The organism is Streptococcus sp. KHUD_014 (genome assembly GCF_051106275.1).
Classification (GTDB): Bacteria; Bacillota; Bacilli; order Lactobacillales; family Streptococcaceae; genus Streptococcus.
Window position 1 is genome coordinate 290,291 of sequence record NZ_CP193666.1, and the last position, 19,040, is coordinate 309,330.

At 40.7% G+C, this 19,040-nt stretch carries 5 protein-coding genes; 4 read left to right on the forward strand and 1 reads right to left on the reverse strand.

Annotated elements, in window-relative coordinates:
- Positions 1–94 precede the first annotated feature (94 nt).
- Entirely contained in the window at positions 95–7,018 is a 6,924-nt protein-coding gene (locus ACORHT_RS01575) for an SIALI-17 repeat-containing surface protein (protein WP_434350363.1), read from the forward strand.
- A 687-nt stretch (positions 7,019–7,705) separates the two neighbouring features.
- Positions 7,706–14,362, forward strand: a complete 6,657-nt coding sequence (locus ACORHT_RS01580; RefSeq protein WP_434350364.1) for an accessory Sec-dependent serine-rich glycoprotein adhesin — start codon at positions 7,706–7,708, stop codon at positions 14,360–14,362.
- 911 nt (positions 14,363–15,273) lie between these two features.
- On the opposite strand, the gene ACORHT_RS01585 is transcribed toward ACORHT_RS01580, so the two are convergent.
- The gene (locus ACORHT_RS01585; protein ID WP_434350365.1) at positions 15,274–16,119 is read right to left on the reverse strand and encodes a MurR/RpiR family transcriptional regulator; all 846 of its coding nucleotides are present in this window, start codon (positions 16,117–16,119) and stop codon (positions 15,274–15,276) included.
- Between the two features lie 193 nt (positions 16,120–16,312).
- Here ACORHT_RS01585 and pbp2b point away from each other — a divergent pair, with 193 nt between their 5' ends.
- The gene (pbp2b, locus tag ACORHT_RS01590) at positions 16,313–18,358 is read left to right on the forward strand and encodes a penicillin-binding protein PBP2B (protein WP_434350366.1); all 2,046 of its coding nucleotides are present in this window, start codon (positions 16,313–16,315) and stop codon (positions 18,356–18,358) included.
- 10 nt (positions 18,359–18,368) lie between these two features.
- Positions 18,369–18,965 (forward strand): recombination mediator RecR, encoded by a 597-nt coding sequence (recR, locus tag ACORHT_RS01595; protein ID WP_414266641.1) that lies wholly within the window; start codon positions 18,369–18,371, stop codon positions 18,963–18,965.
- Positions 18,966–19,040: the final 75 nt, after the last annotated feature.

Sequence of the window (19,040 nt, forward strand, 5' to 3'; positions counted from 1 at the left end):
CAGAGTTTTAAGCTAGGGAATCAAACAAAAAATGTCGCCAGCTGAAGCTGGGCTTGGGCAGTAGCTGACTGCTCTAGAATAGTAGGAGTATTTGATGAAACAATATTTTTTAGAAAAAGGTAGAATATTTAGTATTCGTAAACTGACTGTTGGTGTTGCTTCTGTCGCAGTTGGTCTTGCTTTTTTTGCTTCTGGGAATGTTGCGGCTAGTGAACTTGTGACAGAACCAAAACTTGAAGTAGATAGTCAAGCAAAAGAAGTGGCAGATACAAGCAAGGAAACTCCAGAAGTTGCCAAAGAAGTAGCTGAAAAATCAGCTCCTCTCGTAGAAAATGCAGTAGAAGAAGCAGGTGATTTACTCCCTGAAGAAATTCCTGACCGTGCTTATCCTGATACGCCAGTGAAAAAAATGGATACTTCAGCCATTGTTTCAGAGAAAGAAAGTCCACAAGTAGAGGCTAAGAGCATTTTGAAACCTACAGAAGTGGCTCCATCTGAAGGTGAAAAAGAAAATAGAGCCATTATCAATGGCGGACAAGACCTTAAGCATATCAATTATGAAGGTCAACCGGCTACATCAGCAGCGATGGTTTATACAATTTTCAGTTCACCTCTAGCAGGTGGTGGAACTCAGCGTTACCTCAATTCAGGTTCTGGTATCTTTGTTGCTCCAAACATCATGTTGACAGTGGCTCACAATTTCTTAAAGAAGGATGCCGAAACCAATGCTGGTAATATCTTAGGTGGTGATACTGCTAAGTTCTATTACAATGTAGGTTCAAATTCTGCTAAGAATAATTCTTTACCAACTTCAGGAAAAACTGTTTTGTTCCAAGAAAAGGACATCCATTTCTGGAATAAAGAGAAGTTTGGTGAAGGGTACAAAAATGACCTAGCCTTGGTTGTTGCACCAGTTCCAGTACAGATTGCAAGCCCAAATAAGGCTGCAACCTTTACTCCTTTAGCTGAATACCGTACCTATAACCCTGGTGAGCCAGTTAGCACGATCGGCTACCCAACAGATTCTACTTCTCCAGAATTGAAAGAACCAATCGTACCTGGTCAATTGTATAAGGCTGACGGTGTCGTTAAAGGTACTGAAAAATATGATGATAAGGGAACTTTTGGTGTCACTTATCGTTTGACTTCTGTATCAGGTCTTTCTGGTGGTGGTATCATCAACGGAGATGGGAAAGTTATCGGAATCCATCAACGTGGTACGGTTGATAATATGAACATTGCTGAAAAAGATCGTTTTGGAGGAGGGCTTGTCCTCTCACCAGAACAATTGGCATGGGTCAAAGAAATCATTGATAAATACGGTGTTAAAGGCTGGTATCAAGGCGATAATGGTAGCCGTTATTATTTCACTCCAGAAGGGAAAATGCTCAGAAATGAGACGGCTGTAATTGGTGAAAACAAATATTCATTCGATGAAAGTGGTGTAGCAACTCTCCTTGAAGGTGTTGAATATGGACGAGTTGTTATCGAACACGTAGACCAGAAAGATAATCCAGTCAAAGAAAACGATACTTTTGTTGAAAAGACAGAAGTTGGAGCTCAATTTGACTATAACTATAAAACAGAAATTGAGAAGACTGACTTCTACAAGAAGAACAAAGACAAATATGAGATTGTCTCAATTGATGGCAAAGCTGTCAACAAGCAATTAAAAGATGCTTGGGGAGATGATTATAGCGTTGTGAGCAAGGCTCCTGCAGGAACTCGCGTCATCAAGGTTGTTTATAAGGTCAATAAAGGTTCCTTCGACATTCGTTACCGCTTGAAAGGTACAGATCAAGAATTGGCACCTGCAACTGTTGACAACAACGAAGGTAAAGAATACGATGTTTCCTTTGTCCATAGATTCCAAGCCAAAGAAATTGCAGGATATCGTGCAGTAAATGCAAGTCAAGAGGCTACCATCCAACACAAAGGAGTGAACCAAGTTATTTTTGAATACGAAAAGATTGAAGATCCAAAACCAGTAACACCAGTCACTCCAGTCGTTGATTCAAAAGATGAAGAAACAGAAATTGCTGCTTACGGACCACTTCCAAGCAAGGCTCAATTGGACTACCACAAGGAAGAATTGGCAGCCTTCATTCACTATGGTATGAATACTTATACCAACTCTGAGTGGGGGAATGGTAGAGAAAATCCTCAAAACTTTAACCCAACTAACCTTGATACAGACCAGTGGATTAAGACTTTGAAGGATGCTGGCTTCAAACGAACCATTATGGTTGTAAAACACCATGATGGATTTGTAATTTACCCATCTAAGTACACAAAACATACTGTCGCTGCTAGTCCATGGAAAGATGGTAAGGGAGACCTTCTCGAAGAAATCTCTAAATCAGCAACTAAGTATGACATGAATATGGGTGTTTACTTATCACCATGGGATGCAAACCATCCTAAATATCATGTTGCAACTGAAAAAGAGTACAACGAATACTACCTCAACCAACTCAAGGAAATCCTTGGAAATCCTAAATACGGAAACAAAGGTAAATTTATCGAAGTATGGATGGACGGTGCGCGTGGTAGCGGAGCTCAAAAAGTAACTTACACCTTTGATGAGTGGTTCAAGTACATCAAGGAAGCTGAAGGAGATATCGCTATCTTCTCAGCTCAACCGACAAGCGTCCGTTGGATTGGTAATGAACGTGGTATCGCCGGAGATCCAGTTTGGCATAAAGTCAAGAAAGCTAAAATCACTGACGATGTGAAGAATGAATATCTCAACCACGGGGATCCAGATGGTGATATGTACTCTGTAGGTGAAGCAGACGTTTCTATCCGTTCAGGTTGGTTCTACCATGACAATCAACAACCAAAATCAATCAAAGATTTGATGGATATCTACTTCAAGTCTGTTGGTCGTGGAACGCCGCTTCTTCTCAATATTCCACCTAATAAAGAAGGTAAATTCGCAGATGCAGACGTGGCTCGCTTGAAAGAATTCCGAGCAACCTTGGATCAAATGTATGCGACTGACTTTGCTAAGGGTGCAACTGTAACTGCAAGCTCTACTCGTAAGAATCACTTGTATCAAGCAAGCCACCTAACAGATGGTAAGGATGATACTAGCTGGGCATTAGCAAATGATGCTAAGACAGGTGAATTTACTGTCGATCTTGGTCAAAAGAGACGCTTTGACGTGATTGAACTCAAAGAAGATATCGCTAAAGGTCAGCGTATCTCTGGATTCAAGGTTGAAGTTGAACTCAATGGCCGTTGGGTACCATACGGTGAAGGCTCAACTGTTGGTTATCGTCGCCTTATCCAAGGTCAACCAGTAGAAGCACAAAAGATTCGTGTGACTATTACTGGTGCGCAAGCAACACCTATTTTGACAAACTTCTCTGTTTATAAGACACCAAGCAGTATCGAGAAGACAGATGGTTACCCTCTTGGATTGGACTACCATTCAAATACAACAGCAGATAAAGCAAATACAACTTGGTATGACGAATCTGAAGGTATCCGCGGAACATCTATGTGGACTAACCAAAAAGATGCAAGCGTCACTTACCGTTTCAACGGAACTAAGGCTTATGTCGTATCTACAGTGGATCCAAACCACGGTGAAATGTCTGTTTATGTGGATGGTCAAAAGGTTGCAGACGTACAAACCAATAATGCAGCTCGTAAACGTAGCCAGATGGTTTATGAAACAGATGACTTGGCTCCAGGTGAACATACCATCAAACTCGTTAACAAAACTGGCAAAGCTATTGCAACTGAAGGTATCTACACGCTCAATAATGCTGGTAAAGGTATGTTTGAGTTGAAAGAAACAACCTATGAAGTTCAAAAAGGCCAACCAGTTACTGTAACCATCAAACGTGTTGGTGGTAGCAAGGGAGCTGCGACAGTTCATGTCGTGACTGAGCCAGGAACAGGGGTTCACGGTAAGGTATATAAAGATACAACGGCTGATTTGACCTTCCAAGATGGTGAAACAGAAAAGACTTTGACAATTCCGACAATTGACTTTACTGAACAAGCTGATTCAATCTTTGACTTTAAAGTGAAAATGACTAGCGCTTCAGACGATGCCTTGCTTGGATTTGCAACTGAAGCAACTGTTCGAGTAATGAAGGCTGAATTGCTTCAAAAAGATCAAGTAAGTCACGATGATCAGGCCAGTCAACTTGACTATAGCCCAGGTTGGCACCATGAAACCAATTCTTCTGGTAAATATCAAAACACTGAGTCTTGGGCATCATTTGGTCGTTTGACTGAAGAGCAAAAGAAAAATGCTAGCGTAACAGCTTACTTCTACGGTACAGGTCTTGAAATCAAAGGTTTTGTTGATCCTGGACATGGTATCTACAAGGTAACTCTGGATGGTAAAGAACTTGAGTATCAAGATGGTCAAGGAAATGCCTCTGATGTCAATGGCAAGAAGTACTTCAGTGGTACAGCAGCTACACGTCAAGGCGATCAGACTCTCGTTCGTTTGACTGGTCTAGAAGAAGGTTGGCATGCTGTAACCTTGCAATTGGATCCAAAACGAAATGATACCTCTAGAAATATTGGTATCCAAGTTGACCAGTTCATCACTCGTGGTGAAGATAGCGCTCTTTATACCAAAGAAGAATTAGTTCAAGCTATGAAGAACTGGAAGGATGAATTGGCTAAATTTGACCAAACAGCCTTGAAAAACACTCCAGAGGCGCGTCAAGCCTTCAAGTCAAACTTGGACAAATTATCAGAACAACTTTCAGCAAGCACTGTCGATGCGCAAGAGTTGATGCTGACAGCTACAACCTTACAAGCTATTCTTGATAAGGGAGACAACTACGGTTCAGATGACACACCGACACCAGACCAGCCAGAGGAGCCAAACTACGACAAGGCTATGGCAAGTCTGGCAGAAGCGATTGAAAGAAAGACTAAAGAACTTGGCGATGATAAGGAAGCTAAGAAGAAATTAGTTGAGTTGTCCGAACAAGCCCTTACTGCTATCCAGGAAGCTAAGACTCAGGATGCAGTAGATAAGGCTTTGGAAAATGCTCTAGCTGGTATTAATCAGCTTCAAGCGACTCCAAAAGAGGATCCAAAACCAGAAGAACCAAGCAAACCAGAAGAGCCAACCATCGACTACGACAAGGCTATGGCAAGTCTGGCAGAAGCGATTGAAAGAAAGACTAAAGAACTTGGCGATGATAAGGAAGCTAAGAAGAAATTAGTTGAGTTGTCCGAACAAGCTCTTACTGCTATCCAGGAAGCTAAGACTCAAGATGCAGTAGATAAGGCTTTGGCAACTGGTCTAGCTGGTATTAATCAGCTTCAAGCTACTCCGAAAGAGGAACCAAAACCAGAAGAACCAAGCAAACCAGAAGAGTCTAAAGTTGACCGTCATAAAGCGATTGCAGAATTGGCTGCAGCAGTCGAGAAAAAAGCTGCTGAACTTGTCAATGATGTAGCTGCACAGGAAAAACTGGTTGAACTTGGAGAGCAAGCCCTTACTGCCATCAGAGACGCTAAGACTCAGGATGCTGTAGATAAGGCTTTGGCAACGGGTCTAGCTGCTATCAATCAACTTCAAGCAACTCCGAAAGAGGATCCAAAACCAGAAGAGCCAGCACAACCAGAGGAGCCAAGCAAGCCAGAAGAACCAACACAGCCAGAGGTACCAAGCAAACCAGAAGAGCCTAAGCTTGACTACGATAAAGCTATGGCAAGCTTGTCCGAAGCCATTAAAAGTAAAACAGCTGAGTTGGGTGATGATAAGGAAGCTAAGAAGAAACTGGTTGAGTTGGCAGAACAAGCTCTTGCTGCTATCGAAGAAGCTAAGACTCAAGATGCAGTAGATAAAGCTTTACAAGCTGCCCTAGCTTCTATTAACCAACTTCAAGCTGCTCCGAAAGAGGAAGTAAAACATTCAACAGTTCCAGCTGAAGGAGATAAGGTCTTAGTTCAAACGCAACCAAGCCTTGAAGTAACGACAGAACCAATCGCCTTTAATACAGTTCGTCGTGAGAATGCCTTCCTAGCTAAAGGTAAGGAACAAGTTGTTTCAGAAGGTAAAGCAGGTCAAGTAGCAACTTATGTAGAAGTAGATGGAGATACACGTAAGACAGTTAAGGTTGAACGTGAAGAAGCTCAAGATCGTGTCATCGAAGTTGGTACTTATGAAGGAACATCTGAGCCAGCTGATGGCGTTAAAGAATTGAGCTTTAGTCAACCAAGTCTTGAGGTAGTTGAAGAATCAAGAGGCTTCAAGACAGTGAAGAAAGAAGATCCAACTCTTCCAGAAGGTAAAACTAGCGTGTCTCAAGTAGGTCGTGAAGGTAAAGAACGTATCATCACCGAAGTAGCATTGGATGGAAGCCGTACTGAAAAACTTCGCGAAGTTCTTGAAGAACCACAAGATGAGATTGTACTAGTCGGAACTAAGAAAGTTGAAACAGGTAAAACAGATCCAGCGATTCATGAAGTACCAGAGTTCACAGGTGGTGTCAATGGCGCAGAAGCAGCTGTTCGTGGAGAAGATCCAGAGTTTACTGGTGGCGTAAATGGCGCAGAAGCAGCTATTCGTGGAGAAGATCCAGAGTTTACTGGTAATGTCAATGGCGCAGAAGCGGCTATCAACGAGGTACCAGAGTTTACTGGTGGCGTAAATGGTGCAGAAGCAGCTATTCGTGGAGAAGCCCCAGAGTTTACTGGTAATGTCAATGGCGCAGAAGCGGCTATCAACGAGGTACCAGAGTTTACTGGTGGCGTAAATGGTGCAGAAGCAGCTATTCGTGGAGAAGCCCCAGAGTTCACAGGTGGTGTCAATGGAGCAGAGGCAGCTGTCCATGAACTCCCAGAATACAAAGATGAACAGACTCTTGTAGCTCCTGCAAGCTCACACGACAATAGCTATCAAGCGCCTGCAAATCGTCAACATAGTCTCCCAGAGACAGGAACTAAAGAAACGGCTACACTGGCAACCTTAGGTGCTGTTGGAGCGATTCTTGGACTGGCTGCAATGGGAAAGAAAAAAGACGAAGAATAAAATCTTTAGGACTCGAAAGTACTTTTGAGGAAGTTTAAATTTTGTTAGAACTTATCGCGATAGTAGCATTGTTTAGATAAACTGCTATAACATCTATCTAACATCTATCTAACATTTAGAGATTGGACCAAGAAGCTAATCTCAACTAGAAAAAGCGGACAAAACTAGTTTTCTGGTGAACAGAATCTGGTCTTGTTCGCTTTTTTGGCTCTTTGTCAACGGTAGTGAACTAGAATTTAGACAAGGTTGAGAATGCTAGGCATTTGCTTCTTAGTGATGTAACTAAGGTTCACAAGGATGTAAATCTTTAGAAGGCATAGACTCAAGTAGCTGTCTTTTAAGAGTGAATAAACTATTCATAGACTGCTAGTTATTCATGTTTTATGCTTTTATAACAGATTCGAGAAAGCTTGGATTGCATTTTCTACTATTTCTATCCAGTTCGCTTTTTGCAGTTCACGTTTATGCTTGGTACGGTATGGGACAAGTGTTTAAAAGAGTGATTATCCTTGTACACTAGTGTCCATTTTTACAATTTTTCATGACTTTAAAAAATCAGTATTTTACAGCTTTTATGCCGAACTTCTCCTTTTTATAGTATTTAAGTGGTTTAAGGTCAAATTGCTTGCTTTTGTCTACTAATCATGTATAATGGGGGTGGATAATAATAAAAAAAAGGAGACTGCAATGTTTTTTAAACGTTCAAACGGTGAATTCCGTGAAACCGATCGAGTGACTCGGTTCAAATTAATTAAGTCGGGTAAGAATTGGTTGCGCGCATCTACTTCGAACTTTGGGCTTCTAAAAGTGATTCGTGGTCAAGTCGAAGAGACTATTGTAGCCGAAGTGCATGAAGATGCGGTGTCAGAAAAGAGACTGACAAGTCGAGGATTCTTAAAAGGGATCGTCGTGGCCGCCGCTGTTCTCAGTGCGACATCGCTTGTACATACTGGTCATGCAGATGAGCTAGGAAAGGATGCAACTACTGCATCAGCTTTGGTTAGTGCACCTGCAGTTACATCAGAGTCGGAATCATTGAGTGAGCAAGGTTCTACGGACCAATCAGCAACTCTAAATGAATCTGCTACTGAAACAAAAGAAGATACAGTGGTTTCATCTGAACTAGCTGAAGATGCTCCTGTGTCTGAAGACAAAGCAATCTTGGAACAAAATGCTTCTGAAGCAGCTTTGTTGATTAACATCGCTGAAAAATACGCATCAAACCATCAAGATACAGAACAAAAAGCAGCGATCCATGCAGTTGTTGCTAAGGTTCAATCAGAATTGTCTGCGAGCACTAGTTTGGCCAATGCAACTGCTCAAGCTTATGCAGATCAACGTGCACGTTTGAGCCAGTCAGTGGAGGAGCTGATGGCAGTCTTAACAGTGGCAGGTTTTGAAGGAAACACTACTGTTAACGGATCACCAGCAGTCTCTGCACAATTGGATGCTATTTCAACATCAACCACTCTTACTGCACCATCTGTATTAGAACCAATGGATCAACCAAATGGAGCTTCAATTGAAGATCCAGCCTTGGACAATCCAAATTATAAATTGGATCCAAATGAAGAACGCTATACCTATTCAATCTGGGATCTTCAAAACTGGGCAGGTCCTGCTGATCAAGGTGGTCTCACATACAGCAATGGTGGTTACTATGTAACATTCTCAGTTGATCGCTCAGCTATAGGAACAACAACTACTCCAGTGGTTCATGCCCGTTTGGTAGAAAAAGCTACGGGTAAAGAAGTAGAAACATTGGATATGACTGCCAAGTCAACTTACCAATTTAAGACCTTGGTGCAAGAAAATCCAACTTATGCACCTCAATTTGACTATACTACTGGAGAAGCTTCACAAATCCTAGGGACATGGACTAATAACCGTGATGCTGGTCCAACTTCTGATGACAAATATAAGCACCATATCCTTCAAATTCGTGACACAATGAAACCAGGAAATGTTGGGGACACAAAGCCAAATGTTCAAACAGTTGTTCCAACCGAAAAAGTAACTCATACAACTCACTATAAAGTTGAGGGTACAGATGAGGAATTGGCTTCATACGCTCAAACGGGTATTGAGAGTCAAACTTATCATGCCTCTAATCCGCGAACATTTGAAGGTTACGAGTTTACCCGTACTCAATCAGAAAAAGACATGACTGGATCACTCGGTGGTGTTGGAGCTAAGTACCTAGAACTTCAGGGTGGGCGCGCTCACTACTATGTGAAACGTATTGTAGAACAAGTAGATAAAGATGGTACATCTGTTGTTAAATTGTATGCTTTAGATCCTTCGAAAGTATCATCATATAGCCCGGCAACTGATGTAAATAATCTTAATTTAGATAACTATACATTGTTGTATACCTCAGACCCTGTTAAACCAGGAGGTAAGCCAACACCTGCTGGAACAAAAGATGCATTAAAGGATCTGGGATATGTTGACAGTAAGGATGGGAAATACCATCTTCGTGTACAAACATATACTGATAGTGGAAATGGGAATGTGCGCTTGAGTGGTTGGTACAATAAAGCTACAGGGGATGCCTTTACAGCCTCACCACAATTCTCAGCAGATGTCGATCCTGTTCGAAACAACGTTTCCAATATCATTGGTGGGAATACACCAGGAGATAAAGCTTCAGGCTATCCATCATTCTTCAACAACTACTCACTTCCTTCTGTTAAACAAATTTCTACCGATGTAACTCACTATTACCGTAAATCAGAAATTAAAGGTAATGTTTACGTGCATTATCAAGATACAGAAGGCAAGACTATTAAGCCAGATGTAACCGATGAAAAAGATCAACCAGTTAATAAGGCCTACGATACAGTTGTAGATAATCGTCCGAACGAGATTACATTCGAAGGTAAGACTTACGAGTTAGTCCCAGCTGGTAACTACACAGTAGGTGAAGTTGATGACCAAGGACATCTTACATCATCAGACCCAACAACAGGTGCAGTTGCTAAAGAGGATAAGAATGTAACTTACATCTACAAACTTAAAGTAGGTGAAGTTGTTATCACTTATGTAGATGAGAAGGGTAAAGAGATTCAAAAACCTCGTCAAGATACACCAAACTCACCATACGAAACACCATATGACACAACTGAGGAAGGCGAAAAACCTAACTTCATCAAGGCGGAAGATGGTAAGACCTATAAGATCGTACCAAAAGGTGAATATACAGTAGGTAAGGTCGATGAAAATGGTCACCTTGAATCATCAGACCCAGTTACAGGTAAGGTTACTAAACCAAAATCAACTATCACTTATGTTTATAAAGAAGTGAATGGTAATGTCTATGTACACTACGTTGATACAGAAGGCAAGACAATCAAGAAAGATGTTACTGACGAAAAAGCTCAACCAGTAGACAAAGACTATGACACAGTTGTAGACAACCGTCCACAAGAGATTGAATTCGAAGGTAATACTTACGAATTGGTTCCAGCTGGTACTTACACAGTAGGTGAAGTGGATGACCAAGGACACCTCACATCATCAGATGACACAACTGGTAAGGTTATCGAAGGTGATAAGAATGTAACTTATGTCTACAAGTTGAAAGAAAAGCCAAAAGGTGAAGTTATTATCACTTATGTGGATGAGAAGGGTAAAGAGATTCAAAAACCTCGTCAAGATACACCAAATTCACCATATGACACACCATATGACACAACTGAGGAAGGCGAAAAACCTAACTTCATCAAGGTAGAAGATGGTAAGACCTATAAGATCGTACCGAAGGGTGACTATCCAGTAGGTAAAGTTGATGAAAATGGTCACCTTGAATCATCAGACCCAGTTACAGGTAAAGTTACTAAACCAAAATCAACTATCACTTATGTTTATAAAGAAGTGAATGGTAATGTCTATGTACACTACGTTGATACAGAAGGCAAGACAATCAAGAAAGATGTTACTGACGAAAAAGCTCAACCAGTAGACAAAGACTATGACACAGTTGTAGACAACCGTCCACAAGAGATTGAATTCGAAGGTAATACTTACGAATTGGTTCCAGCTGGTAACTACACAGTAGGTGAAGTTGATGACCAAGGACACCTCACATCATCAGATGACACAACTGGTAAGGTTATCGAAGGTGATAAGAATGTAACTTATGTCTACAAGTTGAAAGAAAAGCCAAAAGGTGAAGTTATTATCACTTATGTGGATGAGAAGGGTAAAGAGATTCAAAAACCTCGTCAAGATACACCAAATTCACCATATGACACAACTGAGGAAGGCGAAAAACCTAACTTCATCAAGGCAGAAGATGGTAAGACCTATAAGATCGTACCAAAAGGTGAATATCAAGTAGGTAAGGTTGATGAGAATGGACACCTTGAAAAGTCTGATCCAGTTACAGGTAAGGTTACTAAACCAAAATCAACTATCACTTATGTTTATAAAGAAGTGAATGGTAGTGTATTTGTACACTATAAAGATACAGAAGGCAACGAGCTTAAAGCTTCTGTAACTGATATGGATAAAGAACCAGTTGATTCAGCTTACGATACAGTCGTAGATAACCGTCCAAAAGAAATCGAAAAAGACGGTAAGACTTATGTATTGGTTCCAGCCGGAACATACCCAGTAGGTGAAGTAGATGATCAAGGTCACCTTACATCATCAGATGCCACAACTGGTAAAGTAGCTGAACAAGATAAGAACGTAACTTATATCTACAAGCTTAAAGAAGAACCAGTTCAACCAAAAGGTAGTGTATTTGTACACTATAAAGATACAGAAGGAAATGAGCTTAAAGCTTCTGTAACTGATATGGATAAAGAACCAGTTGATTCAGCTTACGATACAGTCGTAGACAACCGTCCAAAAGAAATCGAAAAAGACGGTAAGACTTATGTATTGGTTCCAGCCGGAACATACCCAGTAGGTGAAGTAGATGATCAAGGTCACCTTACATCATCAGATGCCACAACTGGTAAAGTAGCTGAACAAGATAAGAACGTAACTTATATCTACAAGCTTAAAGAAGAGCCAGTTCAACCAAAAGGTAGTGTATTTGTACACTATAAAGATACAGAAGGCAATGAGCTTAAAGCTTCTGTAACTGATATGGATAAAGAACCAGTTGATTCAGCTTACGATACAGTCGTAGACAACCGTCCAAAAGAAATCGAAAAAGACGGTAAGACTTATGTATTGGTTCCAGCTGGAACATACCCAGTAGGTGAAGTAGATGATCAAGGTCACCTTACATCATCAGATGCCACAACAGGTAAAGTAGCTGAACAAGATAAGAACGTTACTTACATCTACAAGCTTAAAGAAGAGCCAGTTCAACCAAAAGGTAGTGTCTATGTACACTATAAAGATACAGAAGGCAATGAGCTTAAAGCTTCTGTAACTGATATGGATAAAGAACCAGTTGATTCAGCTTACGATACAGTCGTAGACAACCGTCCAAAAGAAATCGAAAAAGACGGTAAGACTTATGTATTGGTTCCAGCCGGAACATACCCAGTAGGTGAAGTAGATGATCAAGGTCACCTTACATCATCAGATGCCACAACTGGTAAAGTAGCTGAACAAGATAAGAACGTAACTTATATCTACAAGCTTAAAGAAGAGCCAGTTCAACCAAAAGGTAGTGTATTTGTACACTATAAAGATACAGAAGGTAATGAGCTTAAAGCTTCTGTAACGGATATGGATAAAGAACCAGTTGATTCAGCTTACGATACAGTCGTAGACAACCGTCCAAAAGAAATCGAAAAAGACGGTAAGACTTATGTATTGGTTCCAGCCGGAACATACCCAGTAGGTGAAGTAGATGATCAAGGTCACCTTACATCATCAGATGCCACAACTGGTAAAGTAGCTGAACAAGATAAGAACGTAACTTATATCTACAAGCTTAAAGAAGAGCCAGTTCAACCAAAAGGTAGTGTATTTGTACACTATAAAGATACAGAAGGTAATGAGCTTAAAGCTTCTGTAACTGATATGGATAAAGAACCAGTTGATTCAGCTTACGATACAGTCGTAGACAACCGTCCAAAAGAAATCGAAAAAGACGGTAAGACTTATGTATTGGTTCCAGCCGGAACATACCCAGTAGGTGAAGTAGATGATCAAGGTCACCTTACATCATCAGATGCCACAACTGGTAAAGTAGCTGAACAAGATAAGAACGTAACTTATATCTACAAGCTTAAAGAAGAGCCAGTTCAACCAAAAGGTAGTGTATTTGTACACTATAAAGATACAGAAGGTAATGAGCTTAAAGCTTCTGTAACTGATATGGATAAAGAACCAGTTGATTCAGCTTACGATACAGTCGTAGATAACCGTCCAAAAGAAATCGAAAAAGACGGTAAGACTTATGTATTGGTTCCAGCCGGAACATACCCAGTAGGTGAAGTAGATGATCAAGGTCACCTTACATCATCAGATGCCACAACTGGTAAAGTAGCTGAACAAGATAAGAACGTAACTTATATCTACAAGCTTAAAGAAGAACCAGTTCAACCAAAAGGTAGTGTATTTGTACACTATAAAGATACAGAAGGAAATGAGCTTAAAGCTTCTGTAACTGATATGGATAAAGAACCAGTTGATTCAGCTTACGATACAGTCGTAGACAACCGTCCAAAAGAAATCGAAAAAGACGGTAAGACTTATGTATTGGTTCCAGCCGGAACATACCCAGTAGGTGAAGTAGATGATCAAGGTCACCTTACATCATCAGATGCCACAACTGGTAAAGTAGCTGAACAAGATAAGAACGTAACTTATATCTACAAGCTTAAAGAAGAGCCGACTCCAGACAAACCTGTAGAGCCAACTCCAGACAAACCTGTAGAGCCGACTCCAGACAAACCTGTAGAGCCAACTCCAGACAAACCTGTAGAGCCAACTCCAGACAAGCCTGTAGAGCCAACTCCAGACAAACCTGTAGAGCCAACTCCAGACAAACCTGTAGAGCCAACTCCAGACAAGCCTGTAGAACCAACTCCAGACAAGCCTGTAGAGCCAACTCCAGACAAACCTGTAGAGCCAACTCCAGATAAACCTGTAGAACCAACTCCAGACAAACCTGTAGAGCCAACTCCAGACAAGCCTGTAGAACCAACTCCAGACAAACCTGTAGAGCCAACTCCAGGTAAGCCTGTAGAACCAACTCCAGGTAAACCAGTGAATCCAACTCCAGGTAAACCAGTAGATCCAACATCAGCTAAAGGACAACTTCCAAATACTGGTGAAACTACATCTGCAGGATCAACTGTACTCGGAGTAGTTGCAGGACTTGTAGGATTGGCAGCACTTGGACGTCGTAAAAAAGAAGACGAAAAATAGTCATCTTTCTTAAGTGAGTAAAGTTATTTGTTTAAAAATAACAAGTCACGATTGACGACCAGAGCCGGTTTTAAGTCATAGAAAAAGGGGAACTATGTGTTCCCTTTTTTCGACTAGTTATAAAATAGAATCTCTGCTGAGAGTCTATGAGAAGAAAAGTTAGTAACAAGATTCATAAAAAGATATGAAGTATCCCGAATCTATGATATATCATGATTCGGGGTGTTTTTTTTACTCATTAGGCACAAAAAATCTTCTATTGGATAGAGTTGTATATAAAATCACAACAGAAGGAAAATCTAAAAGAAAGTGTTTATTAGAAGTGAGTTGCTTTTTAGCAAATGAACGCTGATATTTGATAAAGCTGCCTTACGATAGGTGAATCGATTACGAGGGATTGCTTATATTCTTAGTCTTAGAAATATGAAGGAAGGCGATAATTTCAACTTGCTCAAAGAGCGATAAAGCTGGATTCTTGATAAATCTCTTGGATCCTCTTATTTTAGAATGAATTCATAAAGGAGAATGTAATTGAGTTTTATATAGATTTTTTGTAATATGTGTTTCAAAAACAAGTGACTTCTTGATGTTTGATTAGACAATTCTATTGTATGCTTAATAGCTTGTGTGGTGCTTTTCTATTTTACTGTTTAGCTATTTTATCTATTGTCAAAAAACTCCATAATTCCTACAGTTAGTAAAGCAACTATAGACATTATAGAGTCTACTTGTCTCATGATTTAATAGGAGTGCTCATTGTTACAGACGATCTTGAAAACTAGATCTAATTGTGGGTTGAGGAGACTGTTAAGAAAAAAATAAGGCCTTATCCCTCTTTTAAGAAGTGATAAGACCATTGGTACTATTTTCTTTATAATCTACTTAATAGGAAGTAGTCCGGTTATGTAGGGTTATTTTGTTCTTCTATTTCTACGATAGCCATTTAGTTTATTGTTTTCCCAAAAGCTATTAAAGATTTTTTCTTTGCTTTCGCGGTCAATTTCTAAGAAGTAGGCATAGAGTAAGTCGATTAAAATCAACATCGGAAGTTGGGCAGAGATTCTCTGGATGTAAGAAGCTTGACTTTGACTGGCTACCAATACAGTTTCCGTAAAGGCTTGGGTTTCTTTGCTAGGCATACTCGTAAAGAGAACGGTTTTAGCCCCCATATCTTGAGCGTCAAGTAGACTATCAATGATGGACGGAGTGGTTCCTGATAGGGAGAAGCCAAACACTAAACATTTTTCATCGATGATACTGGTCGTCCAGGCGAATCCATCTGGATCTGTTAAAGCTTCACAAACGACACCTAGTCTCATGAAACGTAATTTCATCTCACGCGCAACGAGACCAGAACTTCCAGTACCGAAAAAATAGACGCGTTCTGCTTGATCAATCATTTGGGCGATGCGCTCTAGTTGATCATCATCAATCAATTCTTGAGTCATTTCTCGGATATTTGTATAGCTTCTCAAGACTCTTTGAGTCAAAGGATTCATATCCTGTTGTGGAACGGAAAGGGTATCCTTTTGTTGTTGGTATTTGAAAATAAATTCCCGATAGCCCGTAAAGCCACATTTTTTGGCAAAGCGAGTGAGAGCCGCCTGAGAAATATGAAGTTTTTGCGTGACCTGCTGAGAAGACAAGTCATCATGAATGGTATCTGCCTGCAAAAAATAGCGGGCAATCTCTTGCTCTAAATCGGTCATTTCTTCAAAGTGAAGGTCAATAATCGTAGAGATGTCTTGCTTGTTCATGGGACTCCTTTGTAGCTATTTGTCAAATTTTATTGATAAAAAATCCAGCAAATAATATAGCGCTTACTTCTATTATACCATAGATGCTTTGTTTTTGGATAAAAAGGAAAAGTCTTTTCTTTTTCCATAATTTTCTCATCAAATTATGGTACAATGAAGAGTGAGATTTTGATTAGAAACGAGACTGATTTGTATGAGAAAATTCAACAGCCATTCGATACCGACTCGGCTTAATTTATTGTTTGCGATCGTTATTTTGCTCTTCATGACCATCATTGGTCGCTTGCTCTATATGCAGGTCGTAAACAAGGATTTCTATGAAGCCAAGTTAGCATCTGCTAGCCAAACTAGGGTTACAACAGGTTCTGCCCGTGGAGAAATCTATGATGCAGCTGGAAAACCTTTGGTAGAAAATACGGTTAAACAAGTAGTTGCTTTCACACGAAGCAATAAGATGACGGCTGCAGATTTAAAGGATATTTCTACTAAACTTTTAACTTATGTAACGGTATCCTCACCAGATTTAACGGAACGTCAAATTGCTGACTATTATCTAGCTGATCCAGCAGTTTATAAAAAAACGGTAGAGGCCCTACCCAAAGATAAGCGTTTTGATTCTGATGGTAATCAACTTTCCGAATCGGACCTTTATAACAATGCTGTTGAGAGTGTTAGCTCTAGCCAAACTAATTATACAGAGGATGAAAAGAAGGCTATCTATCTCTTTAGTCAGCTCAATGCAGTTGGAAATTTTGCAACAGGCAATATCCAAACAGATCCTTTAAGTGATACTCAGGTCGCTCAAATTGCCTCTGCATCGAAAGAGTTACCTGGAATTAGCATCTCGACTTCGTGGGATCGCAAGGTTCTTGAAACCTCTCTTGCCTCTATCGTAGGAAGTGTTTCAAGTGAAAAGTCAGGTCTCCCAGCTGAGGAAGTAGATGCCTATCTTAAAAAAGGTTATTCCCTCAATGACCGTGTTGGGACTTCCTATCTTGAAAAGCAATACGAAGAGGTCTTGCAAGGGAAACGTACGGTCAAGGAAATCCATTTGGATAAGCACGGAGACATGGAGAGTGTAGAAAATATCGAAGAAGGTAGCAAGGGGAAAAATATCAAATTAACCATTGATTTGGCCTTCCAAGATAGCGTAGACAATCTCTTAAAGAATTATTTCAACTCAGAACTTGCCAATGGTGGAGCTAAATATTCAGAAGGTGTTTATGCAGTAGCCCTCAATCCTAAGACAGGTGCTGTATTAGCCATGTCAGGGATGAAGCATAATGTAGAAACTGGGGAATTGACACCAGACTCACTCGGAACTGTCACCAATGTCTTCGTACCAGGATCTGTCGTTAAGGCAGCTACCATCAGTTCAGGTTGGGAAAATGGGGTCTTGTCAGGAAATCAAACCTTAACAGATCAACCAATCGTCTTCCAAGGTTCTGCGCCTATCAATTCCTGGTATACCCCTTATTATGGTGGTTCTTTCCCGATTACAGCCGTTGAGGCCTTGGAGTATTCATCCAATGCTTACATGGTCCAAACTGCGCTAGGAATGATGGGTCAGACCTATCAACCAAATATGACAGTTGGAACTAACAATCTTGAGTCTGCTATGGGCAAATTACGTTCAACTTTTGGTGAATACGGTTTGGGAGTTTCTACAGGAATTGACCTACCAGATGAGTCAACAGGATTTATCCCTAAAGACTATGATTTGGCTAACTATCTAAATAATGCCTTCGGGCAGTTCGATAACTACACACCAATGCAGTTAGCTCAGTATGTTTCAACTATTGCCAATAATGGTGTCCGCTTAGCTCCTCATATCGTAGAAGGAGTCTACGACAACAACGAGCAAGGTGGTTTGGGAGAACTCATTAAGCAAACGGATAGCACAGAAATGAATAAGATCAATATTTCTGAGTCTGACATGTCTATCTTACAACAAGGATTTTACCAAGTATCGCACGGGACAAGTGCTCTTACGACAGGTCGTGCCTTTTCAAATGGGGCAGCAGTCTCTATCAGCGGAAAAACTGGTACAGCCGAAAGTTACGTCAATGGTGGTCAAAAAGCCAACAATACCAACGCTGTGGCCTATGCACCGACAGATAATCCGCAGATTGCGGTTGCGGTAGTATTCCCGCATAACACCAACCTAACTAACGGAGTCGGACCTTCGATTGCTCGCGACATTATCAATCTATACAACCAACACCATCCAATGAACTAGAAAGGAAGCCATGCTTTACCCAACACCTATAGCTAAGCTGATTGACAGTTATTCTAAACTTCCGGGTATCGGGATTAAGACAGCAACCCGACTGGCCTTTTATACCATTGGGATGTCGGATGATGACGTCAATGAATTTGCAAAAAATCTCCTTGCGGCCAAGCGAGAATTGACCTATTGCTCTATTTGTGGACGCTTGACAGATGATGATCCTTGTTCTATCTGTACCGATCCTAGCCGTGACCAGTCTACGATTCTAGTTCTTGAGGATAGCCGCGATGTTGCTGCTATGGAAAACATCCAGGAATACCATGGGCTTTACCATGTCCTACATGGTCTCATTTCGCCTATGAATGGGATTAGCCCAGATGATATCAATCTCAAAAGTCTCATGACACGCCTCATGGATAGCAAAGTTTCTGAGGTTATCGTAGCGACCAATGCGACTGCTGATGGTGAAGCGACTTCCATGTACATCTCTCGGCTTCTCAAACCCGCAGGGATTAAGGTTACTCGTCTAGCACGAGGTCTAGCAGTCGGAGCTGATATCGAATATGCGGACGAAGTAACGCTCCTAAGAGCCATTGAAAATCGTACCGAACTTTAGTCTGTAAGAATATAGAACAGGCAATTAGTTAGCAGATAAGACTTTAAGAAATCAAGAGACTGGATTTATTTTTAA